This window comes from Streptomyces sp. NPDC090106, from assembly GCF_044747265.1.
Classification (GTDB): Bacteria; Actinomycetota; Actinomycetes; order Streptomycetales; family Streptomycetaceae; genus Streptomyces.
The window spans coordinates 271,300-295,863 of record NZ_JBIVDS010000003.1 but is presented as its reverse complement, the minus strand read 5'-3'; the positions used below and the strand labels follow the sequence as shown (position 1 = coordinate 295,863).

Annotated in this window: 25 protein-coding genes; 13 read left to right on the top strand and 12 right to left on the bottom strand. The window is 71.7% G+C overall.

Annotation, left to right across the window (positions count from 1 at the left end; all coding sequences use genetic code 11):
• Window positions 1-15: 15 nt before the first annotated feature.
• The gene (locus ACIPSE_RS11285) at window positions 16-1,488 is read right to left on the bottom strand and encodes an aldehyde dehydrogenase (RefSeq protein WP_401660513.1); all 1,473 of its coding nucleotides are present in this window, start codon (window positions 1,486-1,488) and stop codon (window positions 16-18) included.
• Window positions 1,489-1,684: 196 nt separating this feature from the next.
• On the opposite strand from ACIPSE_RS11285, the gene ACIPSE_RS11280 reads away from it, so the two are divergent.
• Window positions 1,685-2,302, top strand: a complete 618-nt coding sequence (locus ACIPSE_RS11280; protein WP_401660510.1) for a TetR/AcrR family transcriptional regulator — start codon at window positions 1,685-1,687, stop codon at window positions 2,300-2,302.
• A gap of 16 nt (window positions 2,303-2,318) precedes the next feature.
• On the opposite strand, the gene ACIPSE_RS11275 is transcribed toward ACIPSE_RS11280, so the two are convergent.
• Genes ACIPSE_RS11275 through ACIPSE_RS11250 form a run of 6 tightly spaced genes read right to left on the bottom strand, consistent with a single transcriptional unit; the run spans window position 2,319 to window position 8,300 of the window.
• Window positions 2,319-3,236, bottom strand: a complete 918-nt coding sequence (locus ACIPSE_RS11275; protein ID WP_401660508.1) for a LysR family transcriptional regulator — start codon at window positions 3,234-3,236, stop codon at window positions 2,319-2,321.
• A 51-nt stretch (window positions 3,237-3,287) separates the two neighbouring features.
• Window positions 3,288-4,655: an MFS transporter gene (locus tag ACIPSE_RS11270; protein WP_401660505.1), complete on the bottom strand. Its 1,368-nt coding sequence runs from the start codon at window positions 4,653-4,655 to the stop codon at window positions 3,288-3,290.
• A 42-nt stretch (window positions 4,656-4,697) separates the two neighbouring features.
• Entirely contained in the window at window positions 4,698-5,837 is a 1,140-nt protein-coding gene (locus tag ACIPSE_RS11265) for a M20 family metallopeptidase (protein ID WP_401661711.1), read from the bottom strand.
• Complete coding sequence (locus ACIPSE_RS11260) at window positions 5,837-6,511, bottom strand: DUF1028 domain-containing protein (RefSeq protein WP_401660502.1); 675 nt, start codon at window positions 6,509-6,511, stop codon at window positions 5,837-5,839. The genes ACIPSE_RS11265 and ACIPSE_RS11260 overlap by 1 nt, the downstream gene beginning before the upstream one ends.
• The gene (locus ACIPSE_RS11255) at window positions 6,508-6,978 is read right to left on the bottom strand and encodes a RidA family protein (protein WP_401660499.1); all 471 of its coding nucleotides are present in this window, start codon (window positions 6,976-6,978) and stop codon (window positions 6,508-6,510) included. The genes ACIPSE_RS11260 and ACIPSE_RS11255 overlap by 4 nt, the downstream gene beginning before the upstream one ends.
• A gap of 26 nt (window positions 6,979-7,004) precedes the next feature.
• Window positions 7,005-8,300: a flavin-containing monooxygenase gene (locus ACIPSE_RS11250; protein ID WP_401660497.1), complete on the bottom strand. Its 1,296-nt coding sequence runs from the start codon at window positions 8,298-8,300 to the stop codon at window positions 7,005-7,007.
• Window positions 8,301-8,572: 272 nt separating this feature from the next.
• On the opposite strand from ACIPSE_RS11250, the gene ACIPSE_RS11245 reads away from it, so the two are divergent.
• Window positions 8,573-9,127, top strand: a complete 555-nt coding sequence (locus tag ACIPSE_RS11245) for an EF-hand domain-containing protein (protein ID WP_401660494.1) — start codon at window positions 8,573-8,575, stop codon at window positions 9,125-9,127.
• 44 nt (window positions 9,128-9,171) lie between these two features.
• Here ACIPSE_RS11245 and ACIPSE_RS11240 read toward each other — a convergent pair whose 3' ends face one another.
• Window positions 9,172-10,104, bottom strand: coding sequence for an alpha/beta fold hydrolase (locus ACIPSE_RS11240; RefSeq protein WP_401660491.1), 933 nt, complete (start codon window positions 10,102-10,104; stop codon window positions 9,172-9,174).
• Window positions 10,105-10,231: 127 nt separating this feature from the next.
• Here ACIPSE_RS11240 and ACIPSE_RS11235 point away from each other — a divergent pair, with 127 nt between their 5' ends.
• Window positions 10,232-10,861, top strand: coding sequence for a TetR/AcrR family transcriptional regulator (locus tag ACIPSE_RS11235; protein WP_401660488.1), 630 nt, complete (start codon window positions 10,232-10,234; stop codon window positions 10,859-10,861).
• Here ACIPSE_RS11235 and ACIPSE_RS11230 read toward each other — a convergent pair.
• Window positions 10,846-11,685 carry a GntR family transcriptional regulator gene (locus ACIPSE_RS11230; RefSeq protein WP_401660485.1) on the bottom strand — a complete coding sequence of 280 codons (840 nt, stop codon included), beginning with the start codon at window positions 11,683-11,685 and terminating at the stop codon, window positions 10,846-10,848. The two genes, ACIPSE_RS11235 and ACIPSE_RS11230, sit on opposite strands and share 16 nt — an antisense overlap.
• A gap of 353 nt (window positions 11,686-12,038) precedes the next feature.
• Between ACIPSE_RS11230 and ACIPSE_RS11225 the strand changes: the two genes are divergently transcribed.
• The 3 genes from ACIPSE_RS11225 (at window position 12,039) to ACIPSE_RS11215 (ending at window position 15,629) form a co-directional block, all read left to right on the top strand.
• Window positions 12,039-13,556 (top strand): beta-N-acetylhexosaminidase, encoded by a 1,518-nt coding sequence (locus ACIPSE_RS11225; RefSeq protein ID WP_401660483.1) that lies wholly within the window; start codon window positions 12,039-12,041, stop codon window positions 13,554-13,556.
• A 55-nt stretch (window positions 13,557-13,611) separates the two neighbouring features.
• The gene (locus tag ACIPSE_RS11220) at window positions 13,612-15,039 is read left to right on the top strand and encodes a cellulose binding domain-containing protein (RefSeq protein WP_401660480.1); all 1,428 of its coding nucleotides are present in this window, start codon (window positions 13,612-13,614) and stop codon (window positions 15,037-15,039) included.
• A gap of 119 nt (window positions 15,040-15,158) precedes the next feature.
• Window positions 15,159-15,629 (top strand): Lrp/AsnC family transcriptional regulator, encoded by a 471-nt coding sequence (locus tag ACIPSE_RS11215; RefSeq protein ID WP_401660477.1) that lies wholly within the window; start codon window positions 15,159-15,161, stop codon window positions 15,627-15,629.
• Window positions 15,630-15,644: 15 nt separating this feature from the next.
• Here the strand turns inward: ACIPSE_RS11215 and ACIPSE_RS11210 are convergent, their stop codons facing one another.
• Window positions 15,645-16,130 (bottom strand): Lrp/AsnC family transcriptional regulator, encoded by a 486-nt coding sequence (locus tag ACIPSE_RS11210; protein WP_401660474.1) that lies wholly within the window; start codon window positions 16,128-16,130, stop codon window positions 15,645-15,647.
• A gap of 248 nt (window positions 16,131-16,378) precedes the next feature.
• Here ACIPSE_RS11210 and ACIPSE_RS11205 point away from each other — a divergent pair, with 248 nt between their 5' ends.
• The 7 genes from ACIPSE_RS11205 to ACIPSE_RS11175 all read left to right on the top strand — a co-directional run bounded on the left by ACIPSE_RS11205 (window position 16,379) and on the right by ACIPSE_RS11175 (window position 22,707).
• Window positions 16,379-17,290, top strand: coding sequence for an ABC transporter permease (locus ACIPSE_RS11205; RefSeq protein ID WP_401660471.1), 912 nt, complete (start codon window positions 16,379-16,381; stop codon window positions 17,288-17,290).
• A complete protein-coding gene (locus tag ACIPSE_RS11200; RefSeq protein WP_401660468.1) occupies window positions 17,287-18,093 on the top strand; it encodes an ABC transporter permease in 807 nt (268 codons plus the stop codon). Before ACIPSE_RS11205 ends, ACIPSE_RS11200 begins: the two co-directional genes overlap by 4 nt.
• Before the next feature lie 92 nt (window positions 18,094-18,185).
• Window positions 18,186-19,268, top strand: a complete 1,083-nt coding sequence (locus tag ACIPSE_RS11195) for a PotD/PotF family extracellular solute-binding protein (RefSeq protein WP_401660465.1) — start codon at window positions 18,186-18,188, stop codon at window positions 19,266-19,268.
• Between the two features lies 1 nt (window position 19,269).
• Entirely contained in the window at window positions 19,270-20,355 is a 1,086-nt protein-coding gene (locus tag ACIPSE_RS11190) for an ABC transporter ATP-binding protein (RefSeq protein ID WP_401660462.1), read from the top strand.
• A gap of 88 nt (window positions 20,356-20,443) precedes the next feature.
• Window positions 20,444-21,235: a carbon-nitrogen hydrolase family protein gene (locus ACIPSE_RS11185; RefSeq protein WP_401660459.1), complete on the top strand. Its 792-nt coding sequence runs from the start codon at window positions 20,444-20,446 to the stop codon at window positions 21,233-21,235.
• A gap of 6 nt (window positions 21,236-21,241) precedes the next feature.
• Window positions 21,242-21,934 carry an RraA family protein gene (locus ACIPSE_RS11180; protein WP_401660456.1) on the top strand — a complete coding sequence of 231 codons (693 nt, stop codon included), beginning with the start codon at window positions 21,242-21,244 and terminating at the stop codon, window positions 21,932-21,934.
• A gap of 50 nt (window positions 21,935-21,984) precedes the next feature.
• Window positions 21,985-22,707: a 3-keto-5-aminohexanoate cleavage protein gene (locus ACIPSE_RS11175; RefSeq protein WP_401660454.1), complete on the top strand. Its 723-nt coding sequence runs from the start codon at window positions 21,985-21,987 to the stop codon at window positions 22,705-22,707.
• 108 nt (window positions 22,708-22,815) lie between these two features.
• Here the strand turns inward: ACIPSE_RS11175 and ACIPSE_RS11170 are convergent, their stop codons facing one another.
• Both ACIPSE_RS11170 and ACIPSE_RS11165 read right to left on the bottom strand, forming a co-directional pair.
• A complete protein-coding gene (locus ACIPSE_RS11170) occupies window positions 22,816-23,277 on the bottom strand; it encodes a hypothetical protein (RefSeq protein ID WP_401660451.1) in 462 nt (153 codons plus the stop codon).
• An 83-nt stretch (window positions 23,278-23,360) separates the two neighbouring features.
• Window positions 23,361-24,554 carry an MFS transporter gene (locus ACIPSE_RS11165; RefSeq protein WP_401660448.1) on the bottom strand — a complete coding sequence of 398 codons (1,194 nt, stop codon included), beginning with the start codon at window positions 24,552-24,554 and terminating at the stop codon, window positions 23,361-23,363.
• Window positions 24,555-24,564: the final 10 nt, after the last annotated feature.

Below are 24,564 nucleotides of genomic sequence, written 5' to 3'. Positions count from 1 at the left end.
CGGCGTTCGGACCGGTCAGGTGTAGGTGATCCAGGTCGTCTTCAGGCCCGTGTACTTGTCGAAGGAGTGCAGGGAGAGGTCGCGGCCGTGGCCCGACTGCTTGAAGCCGCCGAAGGGGGTGAACGGGCTGAGCGCGTCGACGGTGTTGACGGACACCGTTCCGGCGCGCAGGGCGTCGGCGACGCGGTGGGCGCGGCCGAGGTCGCGGGTCCACAGGGACGCGGCCAGGCCGTAGGCGGAGTCGTTGGCGAGGTGGACGGCCTCGGCCTCGTCGTGGAAGGGCAGCACCGTCAGCACGGGGGCGAACAGTTCGTCGCGGACGAGCGGGGCGTCGGGCCCCAGCCCGGTGACGACGGTGGGGTCGACGTAGGCGCCCTCGCGGTCGGGGCGGGTGCCGCCGCACACGAGGGTGCCGCCCGAGGAGCGCACGGCCGCCAGGACACGCTCGACCTGGGCCTCGTCGACCAGCGGCCCCAGCCGGGTCGCCGGGTCCAGCGGGTCGCCGGGGAGCCGGCCGCGGGCGTGCTCGGCGACCCGGGCCGTGAACTCCTCGGCGACGGACGCCTCGACCAGCAGGCGGGTGGTGGCGGAGCACACCTGTCCGGCGTTGTAGGCGAAGCCCCAGGCGGCGCGCTCGGCGGCGGCCTCCAGGTCGGCGTCGGCGAAGACCACGTTGGGGCTCTTCCCGCCGGCCTCGGGCCAGACCTGCTTCATGTTGGACTCGGCGGAGTAGGCGAGGAACCGCTTGGCCACGGCGGTGGAGCCGGTGAAGACCAGGGTGTCGACGTCCGGGTGCAGACCCAGGGCGCGTCCGGTGGTCTCCCCCGGTCCGGGTACGACGTTCAGCACGCCGTCGGGCAGACCCGCCTCGGCGGCGAGTTCGGCCAGTCGCAGCGCCGACAGCGGGGACTGCTCGGCCGGCTTCAGCACGACGCTGTTGCCCGCCGCGAGGGCCGGTGCCAGCTTCCAGCTCGCCAGGTCGAGGGGGAAGTTCCAGGGCACGACGGCGCCGACCACGCCGAGCGGGGCGCGGCGCACCAGGGCGAGGTGGCCGGGCGGGGCGGGGGCGACCTCGTCGTAGAGCTTGTCGAGGGCTTCGGCGTACCAGGCGAAGACGCCCGCGGCGCCGGGCACGTCCGTGCCGAAGGACTCCGCGATCGGCTTGCCCATGTCGAGGGTGTCGCACAGGGCGAGTTCCTCGCCGTGCTCCTCGATGAGCCGGGCCAGGGCCAGCAGGACGCGCTTGCGCTCGGCGGGTGCCGTGCGGGACCAGCGGCCGTCCTCGAACGCGGTGCGGGCGGCGGACACGGCCCGGTCGACGTCGGCGGCGGAGCCTGCGGCGACCTCGGCGGTGGTCCTGCCGGTGGCCGGGTTCACGGTGGGCAGCCAGGCGTCCTGGGCCGGGTCGCGCCACGCTCCGTCGATGAACAGGCGGGTGCGTGGCGCGAGGTCGGCGGCGCGCTGCCGCCAGTGCGAGTACGTGGTCATGCTCTGGCCTTCGATGCTCGGGGAATGTGGGGCGAGCCGATGCCCGACCGGATCTCGTGGGGCCCGCCTGATCCCGGCGGCTCCGCTTCGGATCAATTCTTTGAGTCGAGATTCAAACAATTGGTGAACCGACCGTCAATGCTCCTGACCGAAACTTCTTGCCGAAGCTGGTCCCGGTAACAGAGAATTAACCGCCATGGGGAAAGTCGGCAGACCACGCAACCAGACGGCCCGCAGGGAAGCCCTCGTCTCCGCCGCGGGACGCGCCATCGCGGAACGGGGGCTGGAGGCCCTGCGCATCAAGGACATCGCCGACGCGGCGGGCGTCTCCCAGGGCTCGGTCCTGTACTACTACCCGGAGCTGGACGACCTGGTGCTGGAGGTGCACCGCGACGCGGTCGAGAGCTTCATCGCCTCGCGCCAGCGGGCCTACGACGAGGCGCCGGGGCAGGAGCCCGTGGCACGGCTGCGCGCGCTGCTGGACAGCGGTCGGCCCACCGGCTCCGACGACCCGGTGCACGGGCTGCTGTACGAGCTGCACCGCCGCGCCGGCCGCAGCCCCGGCCACGCCGAGCTGATGACCTCGCTCTTCGCCCGGGAGGTCGCCCTGTACGCGACCGCGCTGGAGGTCGGCGCGGCCACGGGCGTCTTCACGCTGGCGGCGGGAGCACAGGATCTGGCGCATGGGCTCGTGGCCCTGGAGGACGGCTACGGCCTGCACATCCTGAGCCACAACGCGGCCCTGCGGCCGGACCGGACCCGTGAACTGATCACGGCGCACGCCCGTGCGGTGACGGGGTGCGCCGCGTTGTGAGGCGTTCGGGCGGGGGTCAGCCGCGCCGGTCGTGGGTGGCGGCGATCTCCCGGAGCAGTTCCATGACCGCCCGGGCGCGCGCGGTCTGGGCCATGCTCTCCACGTAGGCGAGTTTGACCTCCAGCGGAGGGCTGTCGTCACGCAGTTCCAGCACGGCGATCTCGCCGCCGCCGTAGGTCCGGCTCGTCGCCGGGCGCTGGTTCAGCACGGAGTAGCCGAGGCCGCGGGCCACCAGGGAGCGCACGGTCTCGTAGCTGCGGGTGCGGAAGCGCACGTCGGGGGCGGTGCCGGTGGCGGCCACCAGGGAGCGGAAGTAGTCCCGGCTGTGCGGCAGGTCGAGCAGGACGAGGGGTTCCTCGGACAGCTCGGCCAGCTCCACCGATCCCCTCCCGGCCAGTGGATGCCCGGCCGGGACGATGACGTAGGCGGGGGCGTGGGCGATGGTCTCGGCGCGCAGGCCCGTCTCGGGTGCAAGGCCCAGGTCGTAGGTGAGGGCGAAGTCGACGCGGCCCGCGCCGAGATCCCTGACCAGTTCGTCCGTCTCGGCCTCCACCACCTCGATCTCCAGGCCCGGGTAGCGGCTGCTGCACTCGCTGAACAGCGGCGGCAGATAGTACGGGGCCAGGGTCACGAAGCAGCCGACCGTCACCGGCCCGGTGAGCGCCTCGCCCTCGCCGCGGGCCTCGCGCTCGATCTCCCGGGCGCGGGCCAGCAGTTCCCGCGCCTGCTGCCGTACCCGCTCTCCCGCGGGCGTCAGGATCAGCCCGCGCCCCCTGCGCCGGATGAACAGCTGCACCTGGAGTTCGCGCTCCAGGTTGTAGATGGCCGAGGACACCGCGGACTGCGCGATGTGCAGCTCCAGCGACGCCTCCGTGACCGAGCCGCGCTCGGCGGCGACCAGGAAGTAGCGAAGCTGGACGAGTGTGAAACCCACCGGTGACGTCATTCGAGACCCTCGCGCCTGCTGATCCGTTCCGGCCGAACCCTACGCGGAAGGCGTCCGGTGACCCTCGACGGGCGCGTCGGGCACGTCCTCGGGGCGCAGCAGCGGGTTCCCCGCGGTCTCCTTCAGGGACAGCGCGGCGACGAGACCGCCGACGGCGGCCACCATCAGGTACGGCCCGGGCACCAGCGTGCTCCCGGTCGCGGAGATGAGCACGGTCATCAGGTAGGGGACCGTGCCCGCGAAGAGGGCGGCGGTGATGTTGTAGGCGATGGACAGGCCGCTCTGCCGGGTCCGGGTGGGGAAGATCTCCGCCGACCAGACCGCGTACGTCCCGAGGATCGCCGCCAGGATCGCGCCGAGGAGCAGTCCCGCGATCCAGGTGCCGGCGAGCCCGGTGCGCATGAGCCAGAAGGCGGGCGTGGCGAGGACCAGGAGCGCGGTCGTGGCCCCGACGAACACCGGTTTGCGGCCCACCCGGTCGGAGAGCCGGCCGAACAGCGGCACGAGCACCAGGCCCAGCAGGGAGATCACCGTGGACAGCAGGGCCGCGCTGTCGGCCGAGTGGCCGAGGTGGTCGGTCTCGTAGGTGACCAGGTAGGTGAGGACGGCGTAGAACGGCACGTGCATGGCGGTCATCAGGCCCGCCGCCTGGAACATCTCCCGCTTGTGCGAGCGGATCAGGTCGCGCACGGGGCTGCGCGGCACGGTGTCGTTGGCCTCCAGGGCCCGGTACTCCGGGGTGTCCTCGATCTTGTTGCGGATGATGTAGCCGATGACGCCCAGGGGCGCGGCGACCAGGAACGGGACGCGCCAGCCCCAGGAGGTCAGCTGGTCGTCGTCGAGCCCCGTGGACAGCAGAAGGAAGACGAACGATCCGGCGAGGAAGCCCAGCAGGGAGCCGACCTCCAGCCAGCTCACGCCGAAGCCGCGCCGGCGACGGGGCGCGCTCTCGGCGAGGAAGCTCGCCGCGCTGCCGAACTCGCCGCCCGCGGCGAAGCCCTGGACCAGGCGCGCCACGACGAGCAGCACCGGAGCGGTGATCCCGATCGAGGCGTACCCGGGCAGGAGACCGATGACGAGGGTGGCGCCGGACATCATGAAGATGACCAGCGACAGGGTGCGCTTGCGGCCGATGCGGTCGCCGAGCGGGCCGAAGACCATCGCTCCGATGGGTCTGATCCCGAACGAGACGGCGAACACGCCGAACACGGCGAGCAGTCCCGTGGTGCCGTCGTCGGTCGGGAAGAACACGTCGGCGACGGTGCCGGCGAGATAGGCGTAGGCCGCCCAGTCGAACCAGTGCACGAACACACCGATGGCGCCGGCCGCGACGCTCCTGCGCAGTGCCACGGCATCGGCGGTCACCGGCGTCCCGTCCGTCCGGAGGTCGTTGTCGAGAGCGGGCATGCGCGTCTCCTTGTGTCGGGTGGGGTGGCTTCCGGGCGGCGATCAGGCGGGGCGGTTCGGCACGGCGCGGTCGATGCCGGTCCAGGCCAGCGCCACCGCCCCGTCGAGCAGGGCCCGTTCGGCTGCTCCGCCCACACAGAACGCGGCGAACTCGTGCTGGTGGTTGGTCGCCGGGAGGGAACCGATGCCGATGTAGGGGTGGATGGCCGGCACCACCTGCGAGACGTTGCCCATGTCGGTGGAGGCGCGGTTCATGCGCGAGGCCTGGCCCGGTGGCGCGAACTCCCGTCCCAGGGCCAGCGCGTTGAGCCGGTAGTTCCCCAAGGCGGTCTCGTCGGTGCGGAATTCCGCGTACGGCTTGCTCTCGGGCTCGATCTCCAGCTCGCAGCCCGTGGCCAGCGCGCCCGCCTCGAAGATCCTCGTGACGCGGGGCTCCAGTGCGGCGAGCTCGGCGAGGGTCTCCGCCCGCACGTACCAGCGTCCGCTCGACCGTTCCGGGATCGCGTTCGGCGCGTCACCGGCATGGGTCACCACACCGTGCACCCTGACGGAGGGCGGGAGTTGCTGGCGCAGCAGCCCGATGGCGACCTGGGCCACGGTGAAGGCGTCGGCCGCGTTGACCCCGGCCTCGGGGTAGGCGGCGGCGTGGGCGGACCTGCCGGTGTAGGAGATCCTGGAGTGGCTGACCGCGAAGGGGCGGGCCTCGGCGACGTCGACCGGCGCCGGGTGCACCATCATGGCGAGGTCCGCGCCCTGGAAAGCGCCCCGCTCCAGCAGCTCGATCTTGCCCCCGCCGCCTTCTTCGGCGGGCGTGCCGTAGACCTCGACGGTGAGGCCCGCCTCGTCCGCGACCGTGGCCAGTCCCAGCGCCGCGCCGACCGAGCTCGCCGCGATGAGGTTGTGGCCGCAGGCGTGACCGAGGCCGGGCAGGGCGTCGTACTCGGCGCACAGGGCGACACGGGTGGGCCCGCTGCCGAACCGGGCGTGGAACGCGGTCTCCAGGCCGAGGTAGGACGGGGTGACGGTGAACCCGGCCCGGTCCAGGAGCTCCGGTACGGCGGCGGCGGCCCGGTGTTCCTCCCAGGCGGTCTCCGGGTCGGCGTGCAGCCGTTCGGAGAGCGCGATCAGCCGCTCGGCGTGGCGGTCGACCTCACGGCGGGCGGCTTCCTTGAGGGTGCCCATCACCGATCGCCCGGTACACCGTACGAGGGTGCGGAGGCCGGGTCGAGCCCGCGCCGCACGTAGTCGTCCCGTTGCGGCAGCCAGACGTCCAGGTGGGCGACGAGCCGCTCGATCGGGTCCTCGGCCCAGTCGACGCGCAGGTCGGTGACCCGCCAGTCCACGTCCGCGACGACGGACAGACCCGCGGAGTGCACCGGCCCCTCCTCTCCGCCCGCCGCGACCGCGGCCCGCAGGGCGGCCACCAGGCGCTCCTCCAGCTCGCCCCCGGCGGTGAAGTAGGCGTCGAGGAGGACGTCGGGGATGTGGGTGCCGGACAGCATGTTGCCCGCCGCGACCGCGCCGTCCGCGGTGGCCGACGCGTGGGTGCCGAGGGTCTCGGCGCCGCTGAAGGCGTGTCCGGGGCCGACGCGGCCCAGCACCGTGAGCTGCCGGAACTCGATCGTCGGCGCGTTGCCGGCCGCACCGACCACTTCCGCCAGCGCACGCTGGGCGTCGCCGTGTTCGTCGAGCCGTGCCAGCAACTCCGTCCCCAGAGCCGGGTTGGTGATGTTCTGCGAGGCGGCGGCGCCGACACCGGGCGTGAGGTGCGCGCAGCGGGCGGCGACCGCCGGGCTGGAGGAGCTGACCGCGATGCCGAACCGGTCGCCGTCGCGGACCACGAGGGAGAACGTCATGCCCGTCCCCCGTCCGGGATCACGGCGATGGCGTCGATCTCGCACAGCCACTCCGGGCGGGCCAGCGCGGAGACGACGATGCCGGTGGAGATGGGGTGGACGCCCTTGGTCCAGCGGCCGACCGTGCGGTAGACGGCCTCGCGGTAGCGCGGGTCGATCAGATAGATCGTCAGCTTGACCAGGTGCTCGATGCGGCTGCCGGACTCCTCCAGCAGCATCTTGATGTTCGCCATGGCCTGTTCGGCCTGCGCCTCGGCGTCCCCGACGCCCACGGATTCGCTGGTGTCGAGGTTCTGGCCGATCTGGCCCCGGACGTACACCGTGTCGCCCGCGACGACGGCCTGACAGAGGTCGTTGTCGAGGTTCTGCTCGGGATACGTGTCACGGGTGTTGAACGGACGGATCCGGGTGTGTCCGCCGGCGACGACCGGGGCGTTCACCGGGCGTCCCTCGCTCGTGGAGCTCATGGTGTGTCTCTCTCCTCAGCTCGGTGTCAGCTCTGCGTCGCCGCGGACACGGGGGCGGGGGCGGATGCGGGGGTGCCGTGCGCGTCGTACGCGAGGTAGCTCCGCTGGGTGGTGATGTGGTCGGCGACGTAGCGGGCGTCGTGCCAGACGCCCCAGATGAAGGCCGAGCCGCGCCGGGACAGCCAGGGCAGACCCAGGAAGTACAGGCCGGGCGCGGAGGACACGCCGCGTCGCTGCCGCGGCCGGCCCCGCTCGTCGAACGCGTCGACGTCAAGCCAGCCGTAGTCGGCCGCGAAGCCTGTCGCCCAGACGACCGAGGTGACGCCGGCCCCGGCGAGGTCCAGCTCCCGGCGCGGTGCGGTCACACAGCGCGGGTCCGGCCCGAGCACGTGTGCCTGCGGCTCCTCGGGCAGGTCGAGCCCGTTGCGCGCGATGTACTCGTCGGCCGCGCGCAGGAGTTCGAGGTACTTGGCGTCGCCCTCCGCTATGTTCCGGCCCAGGTCGGGCGCGAAGCGCACCACGCCGTCCTCGCAGGACTCCGTGAGACCGACCAGCTCGATTCCTGAAGAGGCCAGTTCGCGGAAGTCCACGGTGTGGCCGCCGCGGGCTCCGCTGACCGCGATGGTCACGTGCTCGGCGCCCTGCGCGGGTGTCTCGGCGTCCCAGCGTCCCAGGACGCCGAGCCACCAGCAGAAGTCGCGTCCGCGGTACTCGCGCGGCGGGCGGTCGTGCGGGCCGACGGAGAGGAACACCTCGCGTCCGGAGCGCCGCAGTTCGTCGGCGATCTGGACGCCGGAGGAACCGGCCCCGACCACCAGGACCGCACCGTCGGGCAACTGCTCCGGGTTCCGGTAACCGCTGGAGTGGATCTGCGCGGGGACGGCACCGTCGGGGACGATCGCCGGATGCACCGGACGCTGGAAGGGACCGGTCGCCGCCACGACGAAGCGCGCGTCGATCACCCCCTGCGACGTCTCGACCCGGAAGCCGGGACGCCCCTCGTGCCTGCGCGCCGAGGTGACCTCGACGCCCGTCCTGACCGGGGCGCCGATCTTCTCCGCGTAGGCGACGAAGTAGTCCGCGACCTGGTCCTTCGAGGCGAACGCGTCGGGCGCGACGTCGGGGAACTCCAGGCCCGGGAAGCGGTCGTGCCACGCGGGCCCGTTCGCGACCAGGGAGTCCCAGCGCTCGGAACGCCACCGCTCGGCGATCCGGTGCCGCTCCAGCACGAGGTGCGGCACACCCGCGGCGCTCAGGTGCTCGCTCATCGCGACACCCGCCTGCCCCGCCCCCACGACGACTACCTCGGTCTCTTCACTCAACGTTCGGCCTCCACTCGCGCGGTGGTCCATCCCGGGACCGGATCGACTGCGTCACCGCTGCGCCCATCCTTGGACCGGGCCGAACTTCTGTCCAACAGATGTTTCCGCTGAAGGTCATCTGTTTTTCAGAACCGGGTCCGTCCAAACCGGCGCCCGGAGCGCCGGTGCGGCTCACGGTTCCGCGAGGTCCGCCCGGCCCGCTCCCGGGCGCCGTTGGAGGCGGGCGGGAGACGGACAGGCTCCTGGCGTCGGCGTGAGTGAGGAGACTTGTGATGGCCAGTGGGTTCCAGCGGATCAAGGTCCAGGCGATGTTCGACGTCTTCGACGTGGACGGCAACGGCTGGCTGGAGGAGAGCGACTTCGTGGCCCTCGCCGCCCGCTGGGGACGGCTCCCGCGCGTGGACGCCGGGTCCGAGCTGGCCGCGCGGGTGGACAGCGTGATCATGGGCTGGTGGCACCTGCTGTCGGCCGCCGCCGCGGAGCGAGGCAAGACCGGACGGATCGACGTCGAGGAGCTGCTGCACATGGTCGACCTGCTGCCCGGGATGCGGGACACCGTCGCGGCGACGGCGGACACCGTCTTCGACGCGGTCGACGAGAACGGGGACGGGCGTATCTCACGCGGTGAGCACCAGCGTCTGATCGACACCTGGCACGGCCGGGAGATCGGGGTGGCCGACGTCTTCGACACCCTCGACCAGGACGGCGACGGCCACCTCAGCCGCTCCGAGTTCGCCGAGCTGTGGATCCAGTTCTGGATCAGCGACGATCCCGCCGAGCCCGGCAACCTGATGTGCGGGCCGCTCAGCGGGTCCCGGGCGGCCTGACAGCGGGCGCCCCCGCAGGGAGAAGCGCCCTCTCCCGACCGGCCTCAGCCGTCCGCCGCCATGAAGTCCGTGAGCGCGGCGGCGACGGCCTCGGGCTGTTCGTCGGGGATGAAGTGGCCCGCGTCCGGCACGACGATCCCGGTGGCGTGGCCGGCCCACGGCCTGATGGAGGCCGCCATGTCGGGGATGGAGCCGTGGCTCGCGGAGATCCCGAGCACCGGGAGGGTCAGGCGCTGCCGTTCGAGCGACGCGTGGTTCCTCCGCGCCGATTCGGGGGCGTCGCGGTAGTAGGCCAGGGAGGCGCGGAGTCCGCCCTCGGCGGCCACGGACGCGGCGTAGTGCGCGGCTTCGGTGTCACCGAAGGTGTCCGAGGACAGGCTCTTGGTCCTCAGGAACCAGTCGACGTACTCCCGTTCGCGGCCGGCGAGCAGCGTCTCGGGCAGGCCGGGCACGAGATGGAAGGCGAAGTGCCAGGTCTTGTAGGCGCGTTCGGGGTCGATCGGAACGGAGTCGGGGAGGGTGATGCCCGGGATGCCGGCGTCGAGCAGTGCCAGACCCCGCAAGCGGTTCTGGTACCTCAGCGCCAGGGAGAAGGCGACCCACGCGCCGATGTCATGGGCGGCCAGCCAGTACGCCGGGACTCCGAGCGCCTCGACCGCCGCGTGGACGTGGGCGGCGACCGTGTGCGTGTCGTAGCTGATGTCCGGGCGATCGGAGTGGCCCTGGCCGGGCAGGTCGATCGCGATGACGTGGAAGCGGTCGGCGAGGTGCGGCATCACCTCGCGCCATGCCCACCAGGTCTGCGGGAACCCCGCGAGCAGCACGACGGCCGGGCGGTCCGGCCGGCCGCCCTCGACCGTGTGGAGGCGGACGCCGTCCGCGTCGATCCAGCGGTGGGCGAACCCGGCCAGGTCGGGCAGCGGCAGGTCGAGGACCGGGTTGCCGGTGGCACACGGGCCACTCGCGGGGGCGTTCATGTTTCTCCTCCAGTTACGTCCGGCCACGTTCGTCTCCTGACCCTAACCCATCTTGAACCAATCGTTTCAAGATGAGATGATGGCCCCGCCGGACACGGAGAACCGGGCGGAAGGGAGATGGTGCGGCGTGGCGGGCAAGAAGCAGTTCGACGTCGACACGGCGCTCGACGCCGCGATGGTCCAGTTCTGGCGGGCCGGCTACGCGGACACGTCCGTGGACGACCTGTCCCGGGCGACCGGCCTCAACCGCAGCTCCATCTACTCCTCCCTCGGGTCGAAGGACGCGCTCTTCCTGCGCTGCCTGGAGCGCTACACCGCGCGTTACGGGGCCAAGTACGACGCCGCCCTGTCGCGAGCCGCCGACGAGCCGGTGGCGGCCGTGCGGGCGTTCTTCGACGTCACTCTGGACCGCATCGCGGACCCGGCCCTGCCCGACGGCTGCCTGGTGGCGCAGACCGTGATGGCGACGCCGGTGCTGAGCGCGAGCGTCGCGGCACGCGCACGGGAATCGATCGGACTCCAGCACACCCGACTGCGCACGGCACTGGGCGCGGGGCGGCTGCACGACGACATGGCCGACTCGTTCGCGGCCCACCTGTCCGCGGTGAACCAGTCCCTCGCCGTCATGAGCAGGGCCGGAACCGGCACGGACCGGTTGCGCGCGATCGTCGACGTGACCCTGGACGCCCTCGCGCACACGCTCGACACGGACCGGCGCCCCGCGCCGGGGACGCCCATGCCTCAGGAGCCCGCCTGAACGTCCCCCCGGGTCGAGGACGCGATGGCGTCGCGGTGCGCGAAGTCGCCGGGCGGGATGCCCGGGTGGTGCCCGAGCCGCTCGGGCGGCGCGGTGGCCGCGGGACCCAGGGTGAGCCGGGAGACGATCCGGTAGCGGTCCCCGCGGTAGAGGGAGTGGACGTACTCGACGGGCTGCCCCCCGGTGTCGGAGGTGAGCCGCTCGAAGAGCAGGGCCGGGGACAGTTCGGGCACGTCGAGCAGTTCCGCCTCCGCGCGCGTCACGACGGTCGGCTCGATCGCCTGCACGGCCTCCCGCACATGGACCCCGTGCTGTCGGCGCAGATGCTCGTAGAGGTCGCCGGCCTCCAGTTCCTCGGCGGACAGGGCCGGGACCAGTCCGGCCTTGATGTGCAGGTGCTCGATGGCCATGGGGGCACCGTCGACCAGGCGCAGCCGGGCGACGTAGACGATCTCGGCGGCGGGTGAGATCCGCAGTTTGCGGCCCACGCGCGCGCCGGCCGGGACGGTGGTGAACTCCAGGAGGCGGCTCGACCAGGCTCCCGCGGCCTGCGGCAGGGTCATGGACCGCTCGTCGGAGACGAGTTCCTGCGTGATCTTCTCCGGGGCCACGAACATGCCCCGGCCGTGTTCGCGCACGAGCTGCCCGGCGGCGACGAGTTCGTCCACCGCCGCGCGCAAAGTCGGGCGGGAAACCTCCAACCGGGCACACAGGGCGCGCTCGGAGGGGATGGGATCGCCGGGGCGCCGGGACTCCACGAGGCCGAGGAGGAAGTCGCGGACTCGCTCACGCTTGAGCACCGCACCAGGTGCGTCGGCCTTCATGCGCTCCCCCTTGCCCCGAACCCCAGCCACCCGGCGGCCTGGTCACCCACTCGGTCATCCACCTGGCCAGTTGACCAGTACAGCGGTGGTCAACCAGTGGCCTGCCCGCCTCGGCGAGCGCAGTTTAGCCGCAGACCGACGGAGATCGTCAGGTGATCGGCCGTCGGGCTCACCAAATACCGTGTCGGCAGCGGGGGTTGACGCCGGAATTGGTCTATGCCACCTTCATCCTCACCCCAACAGGTGAGCTGACCAGTGGCCATCACTGGTCAAGTGGTCAGGTCTCCGCCGTCCAGACGGCGCCGTAACGGGCTGCCCCGCCCATCCCAGCCACCCCGTCCCGGAGGCGACGCATGCCCGCCCTCATCCCCCGCCCCACCCAAGCCTCTTTCCCTCCGGGCCACTTCACGCTCGACCACCGCACCACGCTCCGCCTCGGACCCGGCACCGAACCGGCCGCCGACCTCCTGCGCACGCTCCTGGCCCCCGCCACCGGGCTCCCCCTGCGCCCCTCCCCCGACGGCCCCTTCGCCCTCACCCTCGATCCGGCCTCGACCGGCCTGGGCGACGAGGGATACGCGCTCACCGTGACGCCCGATGCCGTGCTCCTGCGTGCCGCGCACCCCACCGGGCTGCTGCGCGGCATCCAGACGATCCGTCAACTCCTGCCCGCACAGGCCCTGTCCGGGACTCCGCAGCCCGCGACCGACTGGCTGCTGCCCTGCGCCGAGATCACCGACGTCCCCCGTCACCGCTGGCGCGGCGCCATGCTCGACGTGGCCCGGCACTTCCAGCCCGCGGCCTATCTTCACCGGTACGTCGACCTCCTCGCACTGCACAAGATCAACGTGTTCCATCTGCACCTCACCGACGACCAGGGGTGGCGGATGCCCGTCGCCGCGTACCCCAAGCTGACCGAGATCGGCGGACACCGCGCCGAGACCCAGCAGGGCCCGGACGGGACCGGACCGTACGACGGCACCCCGCACGGCGGTTCCTACACCCGCACCGAACTCGCCGAGCTGGTGCGGTACGCGGCCGAACGGGGAGTGAGCGTCCTGCCGGAGATCGAGATGCCCGGGCACGTGCGGGCCGCACTCGCCGCCTATCCCTCGCTCGGCAACAGTCCCGAGGCCGGCCTCGACGTCTGGACCCGCTGGGGCGTGTGCGACACCGTTCTCGGGGTCCACGACGAGGCACTCGACTTCTGCCGCACCGTCCTGGAGGAGGTCATGGACCTCTTCCCCTCCCCGTACATCCACATCGGCGGCGAGGAGTGCCCCACGGCCGAGTGGACCCGGAGCGCCAGTGCGCGTCAGCGCGTGGCGGCCGAAGGGCTGCCCCACGCCCAGGCCCTGCACGGCTGGTTCCTCGGGCGGATCGGCGACTTCCTCGTCCGCAACGGACGGCGTCCGGTCGCCTGGGCCGAGACCGGCGCCGAACTCCCCCTGGACTTCACCCTGATGACCTGGCGCGACGCGGCGCACACCCTGGCCGCGGCCCGCCGCGGCCACCTCGTGGTCAACGCCCACCACCGGACCACCTATCTCGACTACGCCCGGTCCGCCGCCCCCGACGAGCCGTCGGGGCAGCCGGGGAACGTCGTCGACCTGCGCACCGTTCACGGCCACGACCCCGTCCCGGCGGAGGCGGACGCCGAGGCTGCCGGACGGGTGCTCGGCACCCAGGCCCAGTTGTGGACGGAGTTCGTCACCACCCCCGAGCACATCGAGTACCTGACCTACCCCCGCCTGTGCGCGCTCGCCGACCGGAGCTGGAGCGCGGCGACCGACTGGGCCGAGTTCCGGTCCCGGCTCGACGAGCACACCGCTCGGCTCGACACGCTCGGCGTCCCCCGCCGGCACCCCTGACGCACGCCCCTGTCCCGTTCCGGGAATCACCCCCACCTTTCTGGAGGGAACCACCATGAGATCCACGACCCGCCGACTGCGCGCCACCGCGGCAGCCGCCTTCGTGGCCGGCCTGGGCGCCGCCGCGCTCACCGCACTCCCGGCCACCGCGAACGCCGCCGCAGACAGCCTCAGCGTCCAGTACCGGACCAGCGCCTCGGGAGCCACCGCCGACCAGTCGGAACCCTGGTTCAAGGTGACGAACACCGGCACGACCGGCGTCTCCCTGCAAAGCGTCAAGCTCCGCTACTACTTCAAGGCGGACTCGGCCAACGCGGCCTACCGCTTCGCCTGTTCCTGGGCCGTCAAGGGCTGCGCCAACATCACGGGCACCTTCGGCACGCTCGCCAACCCGACGGCCACGGCGGACCGTTACCTGGAGATCGGCTTCACCTCCGGCGCCGGTTCGCTCGCCCCCGGTGCCGACACCGGCGACATGCAACTCCGCTTCTACCAGTCGACCTGGGCGCCCCTGAACCAGAGCGACGACTACTCCTTCGGCGCCTCGCAGACCTCGTACGCCAACTGGTCCAAGGTCACGGCCCAGTCGGCGGGCACGACGCTGTGGGGTCAGGCGCCCGCGGGCAACGATCCGACGAACCCGCCGACCGATCCGCCCACCGACCCTCCGACCGGCGGCGCCAGCCTGTTCGACGACTTCGACTACACCGGCCACACCGACCCGAGGATCTCGGCGAACGGCTGGAGCGTGCGCTCCAACTCCGGTGGCCCCGGCGTCTCCGGCGCCACCTGGGCTCCCGAGAACGTCACCTTCTCCACCACCGGCGGCAACTCCATCATGAACCTGGAGACCTCGACCGCCGGCACCGGAGCGAGCACCGAGCAGACCGAGATCCTCACCAAGGCGACGAAGTTCAAGAACGGCACCTACGCCGCCCGCGTCAAGTTCAGCGACGCGCCGAAGTCAGGGCCGGACGGCGACCACCTCGTCCAGACCTTCTTCACCATCAACGACCTCAAGGCGCCCCTGGCGGACGACTACGCCGAGTACGACTTCGAGTACCTGCCCAACGGCGGCTGGGGCGAGCCGGCCAACATCCTGTACACCACGTCCTGGGAGACCTACCAGGCCGATCCGTGGGTGGCCGTCAACCAGCACAGCGAGAGCCGCCAGAGCTACACGGGCTGGCACGACCTGGTCCTGACCATCGACAACAGCAGCATCAAGTACTACGTCGACGGCCTGCTCTTCGGCACCCATGACGCCGCGTACCTGCCGGAGCGGCCCATGTCGATCAACTTCAACCAGTGGCTGATCGACTTCGGCGGACTCACCAGCAGCACCCCGCGCTCCTACGACCAGCAGGTCGACTACGTCCTGCACGTCAAGGACCAGGTCCTCACGCCCGCGCAGGTCGCCTCCAAGGTGGCGGCGTACCGGAGCGCGGGCACCACGTTCCAGGACGACGTCCCCGCCGCCTGACCTCCCTGCCGTACGTGCCGGGGCCCCGGATCGCCGGGCCCCGGCACAGGTGCGTGTCGACTGAACCATTTGTCGGTATATCCGCGCGTCACGTACGGTCGGCGGGGAGGAGGCAGACGTTGATCGACGATCTGGACCGCGACATCATGAGCGCCCTCGCCCGCGACGGGCGGATGCCGTTCACCACGCTCGCCCGGGAACTGGCGGTGTCCGAGGCGACCGTACGACAGCGGGTGGCACGGCTCCAGGAGAGCGGCACGCTGCGCATCGTGGCCCTGTGCAACCCCCTCACCCTGGGCCACCAGTCGGTGCGGCTGATGATCCGGGTCCGGGACCTGACGCCCCGCGCGGTCGCCAAGAGCCTCGCGGACATGCCGATGATCAACCATGTGGCGCTGGTCGCGGGCAGCCAGGACATCTTCCTGGAGGGCACCTGCCGCGACCAGGCGCAGCTCGTGCAGCTGCTGGACGAGATCCGGATGCTGCCCGGGGTGTCCCGGGTGCAGGTACTGCTCCTGCTGGAGCTGTTCAAGGACTACTCGTGGAACGGGCTGAACAACGCGGTCGGGCAGGCCGTCGCGGACGGCTGAGCCCGTCGCACGGGGTCAGCGCGGCAGGATGCGCTGGTCCGGGCCGGCCGGCACGTCCCGGAAGCCCGCCCACAGATAGCTGTCCTTGACCACTTCCAGGACGGTGAGCGCCTCCGCGTGGGCCACACCGTTGACCCGGCGGACCCGCTCGGTGAGCAGCTCCGAGAGATGCTCCAGGTCACGGCAGCGCACGTCGAGGATCAGGTCGTAGGGGCCGACGCAGGACGCGACGTAGCGCACCTCGGGCATCCGGGACAGCTCGCGGGCGACCAGGACCACGGGCACGTGGTGCACGCGTACGGCGAGGTGCACCTTCATCTCGCCGACCTTCACCGCGTCCGTCATGCCCACCACCTGGATGGCGCCGCGCCGCTTCAGCCGCTGGAAGCGGGAGCGCACGGAGGCCTCCGACAGGCCGATGGCGCGGCCGATCTCCCCGAACGACTTGCGGCCGTCCACCCTCAGCTGGTCGATGATCTGCCGGTCCAGGTCGTCGATCACACCGGCACCTCCTTCTGTCGTGCTCCCCACCATCATCACCCCGGGTCTTTTCGTGCCTGTTGCGAGATGCGTGGAATTCGGTCCCCGTTTCCACTGGATTCGATTTCAACAACCCTGTTCAGGTGGTTGGTCTCCGACAGAAGCTAAGGGCCACGGCACGAACGGACGATCTTCCGGACGTGCGCAACCGATCCGAGGGAGGCCCCGCACATGCACGCACCGCCACCGTTCGCCGGCCGGAGGCCGCGGTGACCGTCACCGCCGCACCGCCGCCCGCCGTCACGGCGCCGCCCGCCGCGCGCGCCGCCCGGCTGCGGCACCGCGCGATCACCTTCGCCCTGCTGGCCCCCGCGGGGCTGACGGTCCTGGCGCTGGTGCTCGTGCCCCTGATCCTCGTGGTGCGCAACAGCTTCGCGGTGGCGGACCCCTACGGCGGCATCCAGGGCGGGTTCACCCTCTCGAACTACAGCGAGCTGCTCGACCCGGTCTATCTGAAGGTCTTCGGCTACAGCCTCGGCATGGCGGCCCTCAACACCGCCGTCTGTCTGCTCCTGGGCTACGTGGTGTCGTACTACCTGGCCGGGAGGCCGCCGCAGCGCCAGGGGCTGCTCCTGCTGCTGATCATCGTGCCGTTCTGGACCGACTTCCTGGTGCGGACCTTCGCCTGGATCAATCTGCTCAGCCCCGGCGGTCCGGTCAACGCGCTGACCGACGCCGTCGGGCTCACGGACGGGCCGACCCAGTGGATCCCGAGCCAGGGCGCGTCCTTCGTGGGCCTGGTCTACGCGTTCCTGCCGACCGCGATCTTCCCGATCTACGCGACGCTGCGCGGGGTGGACCCCTCGCTCGGCGAGGCGGCCCGGGACCTGGGCTGCGGCTGGTGGCGGGTGCACACCCGGATCCTGCTGCCGCTGGCACGGCCCGGTCTGCTGGCCGCCGCGCTCCTCACGTTCATTCCCACGCTCGGCGTGTTCGTGATCCCGGTGCTGCTCGGCGGCGGCAAGAACCAGCTGGTCGGGAACCTGATCGTGACGCTGTACACCGAGTTCCGCAACCAGCCGATGGGCGCCGCGGCCTCCGTGCTGCTGCTGGCCTTGATGATCGCGTCGGTGGCGGTGCTGGGCACCGCGGCGAGCCGGCTGAGGAAGAGGACGTCATGAGCGCACGCACCCGGCTCCCCGACACGCTGACCTCCTGGCTGGCCCGCGGTGTCATCGTCTTCCTCTACATCCCGATCGTGGTCGTGGTGGTCCTGTCGTTCAACGACTCGGACGTCACCTACAAGTGGGAGGGGTTCAGCACCCGCTGGTACGGCGTGCTCGCCCAGGACACCGATCTGCTCGCCGCACTGAAGGTGAGCGCCGAGGCAGGCTTGATCTCGGCGACGCTGGCCACGGCGGGCGGGCTGTTCGCGGCGATGGGGATGGCCCGGCTGGGCCGGCGCGGCCGGGCGCTGTTCTCCGGCGGGCTGTTCCTGCCGCTGGTGATCCCGGAGATCGTGCTGGGCGTGGCCCTGCTGTCGGTGTTCGGCACCCTCAAGGCGACCCTGGGCCTGACCACGCTGGTCCTCGGCCATCTGGTGGTGACGCTCCCCTACGCGGCGCTGATCGTGCTGGGCGCGCACCGGGCGCTCGACCCGGCCCTCGACGAGGCCGCCACCGACCTGGGCTGCGGCGCGTGGCAGCGGTTCCGGCTGGTGACGGTGCCCCTGCTGAAACAGGCGCTGCTCGCCTCCTGGCTGCTGTGCTTCACGATCTCGTTCGGCAACATCGTGATGTCCACGTTCACCAGCGGGGTCGGCACCACCACCCTCCCGCTGCGCGTGTACTCGCTCCTCAAGACCGGGCTGACCCCGGAGATCAACGCCCTGGGCACCCTGCTCGTGCTCTTCACCTTCGTGATCATCCTGGGGGCCGGCCTGCGGCAGATGCGCCGCGTCCTGGTCGGCGACGGCCGCGACTGATCCACCGGCCGCGCCACCCCCTCTCCCGCACCCGCACCGTCGCGCCGTACGTCCGTCCCGCCTGCCCCGGTACGTCCCTGAAAGGCCTCGCCATGTCCCGTACCACCGTTTCGAGAACGCTCGTGGCCACCTCGGTCCTGACCGTCACCGCGCTGGTCGCCACCGCCTGCGGCGGCTCCGCCTCCGACACGGCCGCCTCCTCCGGCGGCGGCAAGGAGCTCCACCTCTACGCCTGGGCCGGGGAGATCCCCGACTCCGTCATCAAGGGGTTCGAGAAGGAGACCGGCATCAAGGTCACCGTCGACACCTTCGACAGCAACGAGACCATGACGGCCAAGCTCAGCTCGGGCTCGTCGGGCTACGACCTGGTCGAACCGAGCCAGTACACCGTGCAGCAGCTGATCGGACAGGAGCTCATCGAGCCGCTGGACCACAGCAAGCTCAAAGGGCTGGACAACCTCGCGGAGAAGTTCCGCACCGCGTCCTACGACAAGGGCAACAAGTACAGCGTGCCGTGGATCTGGGGCACCACCGGCTTCGCCTACAACGACACCTGTATCAAGTCGGCGACCAGCTGGAAGACCCTGTTCGACAGCAAGTACAAGGGCAAGCTCTACATGCTCGACAACATGCTGGCCGCCTACATCGCGGGCCTCCAGGTGACCGGGCACCGCGCCACCAGCACCGACAAGGACGAGATCGCCGAGGCGACGGCGGCCCTGCAGAAGCAGAAGGGCATCCTCGCGGGCTACAACTCGACCAACTACCCGCAGCTCCTCTCGACCGGGCAGGCGTGCGCGGCCGAGGCGTGGAGCGGTACGGCGATGGCGAAGGTCGTGCAGTCCGACAAGAACGTGCACTACGTCATCCCCGAGGAGGGCGGCTCGATCTGGACGGACGGGCTGGCCATCCCGAAGGGCGCCAAGAACGTGACGTCGGCGTACAAGTTCATCAACTACCTGCTGCGTCCCGAGGTCGCCGCGAAGGCCACCGACGACGGCTCCTCCGCCAGCGCCAACCAGGCCGCGCGCGAGTACATCAAGGACAAGGACGCGCTCGGCAACCCGGCGATCTACGCCTCCGACGCCGCGATCGCCAAGGCCGACTTCCTCCTCGACCCGGGCACCGCGATGCAGTACTTCCAGCAGGGCTGGACCAAGGTGAAGGCGTCCTGACATGAGTACCGAAACAACCGGGGAAGCGGTCCCCGCGGTCCGGCTCACCGGCGTCGGAAAGGTCTTCGGAGCGCAGCACGCGGTGCGGGACGTCACTCTCGACATCCGGCAGAACGAGTTCTTCTCGATCCTCGGCCCGTCCGGCTGCGGCAAGACCACCCTGATGCGGATGATCACCGGCTTCGAGGAGCCCTCCGAGGGCACGGTGGAGCTCGGCGGGGTCCCTGCGACCGGCGTGCCGGCGCACAAGCGGGACCTGAACATGCTCTTCCAGAGCTACGCCCTCTTCCCGCACCTGAGCGTCGCCGACAACGTCGCGTTCGAGCTGAAGGTCCGCAAGCTGCGCCCGAAGGCCGAGATCAAGGGCGCGGTCGCCGAGGCGCTCGCCCTGGTCCGGCTGGAGGGCTACGGGGACCGAGCCGTCTCCCAGCTCTCCGGCGGCCAGCGGCAGCGGGTGGCCATCGCCCGCGCGCTGATCGCCCGGCCCTCGCTGCTGCTCCTCGACGAGCCGCTGGGGGCCCTGGACAAGAAGCTGCGCGCCGAGATGCAGCTGGAGCTGAAGAAGATCCAGCGCGAGGTCGGGGTGACCTTCGTGACGGTCACCCACGACCAGGAGGAGGCGCTGACCATGTCCGACCGGATCGCCGTGATGAACGGCGGACAGGTCGTGCAGGTCGACACCCCGGAGGGCGTCTACGAGCGGCCGGCGAGCCGGTTCGTCGCCTCCTTCATCGGCACCTCCAACTTCCTCACCGGGACGTGCGACGGCCGCAGCGTCGACGTCACCGGGCTCGGCGTCCTCCCGGTCGCCGGGTCGGACGTCACCGGGCAGGCGCATCTGTCGGTGCGTCCGGAGAACGTCGACCTGTGCGCCGACGAGAACCTGCTGCCCTCCGGGCACGCCGTCCTCCAGGGCACGCTCCAGCAGTCCGTGTACCTCGGCAACGCCGTACGCCACCACCTCACGCTGGCCGACGGCTCGACCTTCGTCGCCGAGACCTCCGCCTCCGCGACGGCCGGCCTGTCCGCCGGCGGCCCCGCCTGGGCGCACTGGCGGCCCGAGGCCTCCCGGGTCCTGGCCGAGTGACCCATCCCTCCCCGGGGCGGGCGCGCCGCACCGCGCCCGCCCGGCACCCGCATCCCGCACCGACCCGTTCCAGCAAGGAGATACGACCGTGAAGGTCGCCGCCGCCCAGTACGCCCCCACCGCCGACATAGGCGCCAACCTCGAGGTCGTCGCGTCGATGACCGCCGAGGCCGCAGCAGCGGGGGCGGAACTCATCGTCTTCCCCGAGGAGGCGATGATCCCCGCGGAGGCCGCGGGCAAGCCGCTGCACGCCACGGCCGAGGCCCACTGGCCCGGCTTCCTCGCCGGGCTCTCCCGGATCGCCACCGAACACGGCGTCGCCGTCATCGCCGGCGGCTACGAGCCGAGCGGCGGCTCACTGCCGTACAACACGATCGCGGCGGTCTCCGCGGAGGGCGAACTCCTCGGCCGCTACCGCAAGATGCACCTGTACGACGCCTTCGACTACCGCGAGTCCAGCGAGGTCCAGCGCGGTGACGAGGGGCCGGTCGTGGTCCGGATCGGCGAGTTCAACGTCGGCCTGGTCAACTGCTACGACGTGCGCTTCCCGGAGTTCACCAGGACGCTGGTCGAGATGGGCGCCGACCTGCTGTCGGTGTCGGCGGCGTGGGTCCGCGGTCCGCTCAAGGAGGACCACTGGACGACGCTGCTGCGCACCCGGGCGATCGAGAACACCTGCTGGGTGGTGGCGTCCTCGCTGACCACGCCCGACTGCATCGGGATGAGCATGGCCGTCGACCCGCTGGGCGTGGTGCGTGCCGCGCTCGGCGAGGAGGAGCGCTCACTGTTCGTCGTCGAGGCGGACAAGAACCGTATCGACCGCGCCCGCACGGTGCTGCCCGTGCTCCGCAACCGTCGCATCATCATCGGCCCGAGGTGACCCGCCATGCCCCTGGACATCCGTGAACTGACCGACGTCCCGCCCCTCGACGAGGAGTTGGCGTCCCGCCTGGCGAGGGTGGACTTCCCCACCCTCGGCCACTACCTGGAGGAGGGGTTCTGCGATCCGGCGCTGCGGCGCGTGACGGGCGAGGGCCGTATGGTCGGCCGGGCCGTCACCGTGCGGATCACCGCCACCGACTCGACGATGCTGCATCACGCGGCGGGCCTCGTCGGCCCGGGTGACGTGGTCGTCGTCGACTGCGGCGGCGACCGGCGGCACGCGCCGCTCGGCGAGGTCGTCGTGCACGCGCTGGCGGCGCGGGGCGCGGCCGGTGCCGTGGTGGACGGTGTGTGCACCGACATCGGCGCCCTGCGCGAGGTGGGGCTGCCGGTGTACGCGTACGGCACCTCGCTGCTGACGACCAAGCTGCACGGCATCGCCGACGGCTCGCTGGGCGCGCCCGTGCATTGCGGCGGCGTCCCGGTGCGCGCCGGCGACCTGGTCCTCGGTGACGAGAACGGCCTGCTGATCGCCCCGGCCGCGGCGCTCGCCGCCGTAGTGGACGAGGCGCTGGCCGACGACGCCGAGGAACCGGACCTCATCGCCGAGCTGCACCGGGGGCACGCCCTGGGCACGCTCACCGGAGCCACGCGCACCCTCGCCGAGCTCCGGACCCCCTCCCCCACCACCGCGTGACCCGGGCCCGTTCCGGGCCCCACGCACCCAACCCCCAAGGAAAATCACCCATGTTCCTCAAGGCAGCCATCAACGGCGGCCGGTCCCGTGCCGAGCACCCGGCGGTCCCCGTGACGGCGGAGCAGATAGCCGTCGACACCGCGGCCGTGCTCGCGGCCGGCGCCAACGTCGTCCACCTCCACGTCCGTACCCCCGACGGCGGGCAGACCATCGCGCCCGACGCGCTCGCGGAGGTGCTGCGCGCGGTCCGTTCGACGGCGCCCGGCGCGGTCGTCGGGACGACGACGGGGCTGTGGACCTGCTCGGGCCCCGAGGAGCGCTACGACCTGGTCAAGTCCTGGGAGGTGCTGCCGGACTTCGCGTCGGTCGCGTTCTGTGAGGAGGGCGCGACGGAGACGGCGTCGCTGGTCGTGGCCCGGGGCATGGTCCTGGAGAGCGCGGTGTGGAGCGTGGACGACGTGCCCGCGCTGCTGGCGTCGCCGACGCTCGCGGACAATGTGCGGATCCTGATCGAGCCGATGGACGAGGACCCGGACACGGCCGTGGACCACGCCCGGGAGATGGCGGCGATGATCCGGTCGGCCGGTGTCGCCCTCCCGATCCTGTACCACGGCGAGGCGGCGAGCACCTGGCCGGTGCTGCGGGCCGCGCTCGCGGACGGCCACCAGGTCCGTATCGGTTTCGAGGACGACACCCTCCTGCCGGACGGGACGGTCGCCCGGGACAACGCCGAACTCGTCGCGGCGGTGCGTTCGTTGGCCGCCTCGGAGTAGGGCTCCGCGAGTTGCCCGGTGAGGCCGGTGCGTCCGTGGGGACGTACCGGCCTCGCCGTGTTCCTGAAGGGGGTCGGCCCGCTCCGAGCGGTGCGTGCCTCTGTGCGGTCAGCCGTACGCGGGGGGCGGCGCGAGCAGCATCGGCCACTGGTCGTCGGCCTTGAGCAGGTCGTCGAGCGGCACGTCGGGTGCCGCGGTGAAGACGGCCGTCGCCTCGGCCATGCGTGCGCCGAGTTCGGGGTCGACCTGGGTGCGGGCGGAGAGGAGCAGCAGGGCCTGCGGATCGACGGTCGAGCGGGCGGGGAAGTCCTCGGGGTCGACGTCCACCTGCCGCAGCGGGACGGGGTACACCGCGATGTCCACGGTCAACTCACCTTCGTCGAGGGTCCGTTCGGCCCAGCCGTCGGTGCGTACGAGATAGAACACGCCGTCGCCCTCGTAGCAGTACGAGCCGAGTGCGGCGAGGGCACGCTCCGCGGGCGTGCCCTCGGGATCGACCACGAGGACGGCGAGGACCCTGTCCGGGTCGTCGGGGTCGAGGCCGGAACGGACATACAGGCGGGCGGTCATGGGGCGGACCTCTCAGGCGGACGGCACCGGGCGGGGCCCGGTACAGCATGCCTCACGGTGACGCGCGGCCGGGACCTGGGTCGTCAAGTGCCGCTGTGCGCGGGCTCGTCGACGCGGCCGGTGCGGTCGGTGCGCAGGACTCCCGCGGCCACGGCGGCGACCGCGCACAGCAGGGTCAGCAGCAGGAACGTCTCGTTCAGGGGCACCAGATGCGTGAGCCAGCCGATCACGGCGGGGCCGGCGAGCATGCCCAGGTAGCCGAGACCGGCCACGCGGGAGACGTTGGCGCCCGCGGCGGCGGGGTCGGCGTGACCGGCGGCGCTGAAGAGCTGGGGGACGCAGCCCGACAGGCCGAGGCCGAACAGGGCCCATCCCGCGAAGGCGGCCCACAGCCAGGGCATGAGGGCCACGGCGGTGATGCCGACGGCGGCCATGGCCGACCCGTAGCGCAGGATCGCCATGGGACCGAACCGGGCGGTGAGGCGGTCCGCGAGCAGCCGGCCGAGGGTCATGGCCGCGGCGAAGGCGCCGTAGCCGAAGGCGGCGGTGGCCTCGGGCGCGCCCAGGACGGTCTTCATGTGCAGGGCGCTCCAGTCGTTGGCGGCGCCTTCGCACAGCATGATCATCAGGGCCAGGGCGGCGAGGCCCCAGATCCGGGCCTGGGCAGCGCCCTTGGCGGCCACGGCGGGGGCGTCGTCCTGCTTCTCCTGGACCGCGGGAGTGGACGGCAGCAGGCTGCGCGCGGACATCAGAGCCGTCACGACCCCCAGCGCGGCCACCACGGCGAGCGTCGCGGCCGTGGACAACCCGAGGCCGGCGGCCGCGGCCCCGGCGAGAGCGGCGAGGACACCGCCGACGGAGAAAGTGGCGTGGAAGGACGACATGACGGGTCTGGCGTACGCCTTCTCCACGTGCACGGCGTGCGCGTTCATGCTCACGTCCAGGCAGCCGTTGCCGAACCCGAAGACCAGCAGGGCGGCGCCCAGCGCCCAGGGGTTCGGGGCCAGGCCGGGCAGGACCAGCGTCACACTGCACAGCACGCCGGCGACGGGAACCACGAGGCGTGTGCCGAGGCGGTCCACGAGAGGTCCTGCCACCTGCATGCCCGCGAACGCTCCGCCGCCGAGCAGCACCAGGAGGCCGCCCAGGGTGGCGTGGCTGATGCCGACGCGCTCCTCGATCGCGGGGATCTGCACGACCCACATGCCGAGCAGCGTGCCGTTCAGGATGAAGTAGAGGAAGGTCGCCACTCGGGCGGCGCGGAGCGAAGGTGCCATGCCGAACACC

Excerpts from the sequence above, each read along its gene's own strand:
- ACIPSE_RS11285 (WP_401660513.1), bottom strand. The coding sequence starts at position 1,488 with ATGACCACGTACTCGCACTGGCGGCAGCGCGCCGCCGACCTCGCGCCA.
- ACIPSE_RS11280 (WP_401660510.1), top strand. The coding sequence starts at position 1,685 with ATGGGGAAAGTCGGCAGACCACGCAACCAGACGGCCCGCAGGGAAGCC.
- ACIPSE_RS11270 (WP_401660505.1), bottom strand. The coding sequence starts at position 4,655 with ATGCCCGCTCTCGACAACGACCTCCGGACGGACGGGACGCCGGTGACC.
- ACIPSE_RS11265 (WP_401661711.1), bottom strand. The coding sequence starts at position 5,837 with ATGGGCACCCTCAAGGAAGCCGCCCGCCGTGAGGTCGACCGCCACGCC.
- ACIPSE_RS11260 (WP_401660502.1), bottom strand. The coding sequence starts at position 6,511 with ATGACGTTCTCCCTCGTGGTCCGCGACGGCGACCGGTTCGGCATCGCG.
- ACIPSE_RS11255 (WP_401660499.1), bottom strand. The coding sequence starts at position 6,978 with ATGAGCTCCACGAGCGAGGGACGCCCGGTGAACGCCCCGGTCGTCGCC.
- ACIPSE_RS11245 (WP_401660494.1), top strand. The coding sequence starts at position 8,573 with ATGGCCAGTGGGTTCCAGCGGATCAAGGTCCAGGCGATGTTCGACGTC.
- ACIPSE_RS11240 (WP_401660491.1), bottom strand. The coding sequence starts at position 10,104 with ATGAACGCCCCCGCGAGTGGCCCGTGTGCCACCGGCAACCCGGTCCTC.
- ACIPSE_RS11230 (WP_401660485.1), bottom strand. The coding sequence starts at position 11,685 with ATGAAGGCCGACGCACCTGGTGCGGTGCTCAAGCGTGAGCGAGTCCGC.
- ACIPSE_RS11225 (WP_401660483.1), top strand. The coding sequence starts at position 12,039 with ATGCCCGCCCTCATCCCCCGCCCCACCCAAGCCTCTTTCCCTCCGGGC.
- ACIPSE_RS11220 (WP_401660480.1), top strand. The coding sequence starts at position 13,612 with ATGAGATCCACGACCCGCCGACTGCGCGCCACCGCGGCAGCCGCCTTC.
- ACIPSE_RS11200 (WP_401660468.1), top strand. The coding sequence starts at position 17,287 with ATGAGCGCACGCACCCGGCTCCCCGACACGCTGACCTCCTGGCTGGCC.
- ACIPSE_RS11195 (WP_401660465.1), top strand. The coding sequence starts at position 18,186 with ATGTCCCGTACCACCGTTTCGAGAACGCTCGTGGCCACCTCGGTCCTG.
- ACIPSE_RS11190 (WP_401660462.1), top strand. The coding sequence starts at position 19,270 with ATGAGTACCGAAACAACCGGGGAAGCGGTCCCCGCGGTCCGGCTCACC.
- ACIPSE_RS11180 (WP_401660456.1), top strand. The coding sequence starts at position 21,242 with ATGCCCCTGGACATCCGTGAACTGACCGACGTCCCGCCCCTCGACGAG.
- ACIPSE_RS11175 (WP_401660454.1), top strand. The coding sequence starts at position 21,985 with ATGTTCCTCAAGGCAGCCATCAACGGCGGCCGGTCCCGTGCCGAGCAC.
- ACIPSE_RS11170 (WP_401660451.1), bottom strand. The coding sequence starts at position 23,277 with ATGACCGCCCGCCTGTATGTCCGTTCCGGCCTCGACCCCGACGACCCG.
- ACIPSE_RS11165 (WP_401660448.1), bottom strand. The coding sequence starts at position 24,554 with ATGGCACCTTCGCTCCGCGCCGCCCGAGTGGCGACCTTCCTCTACTTC.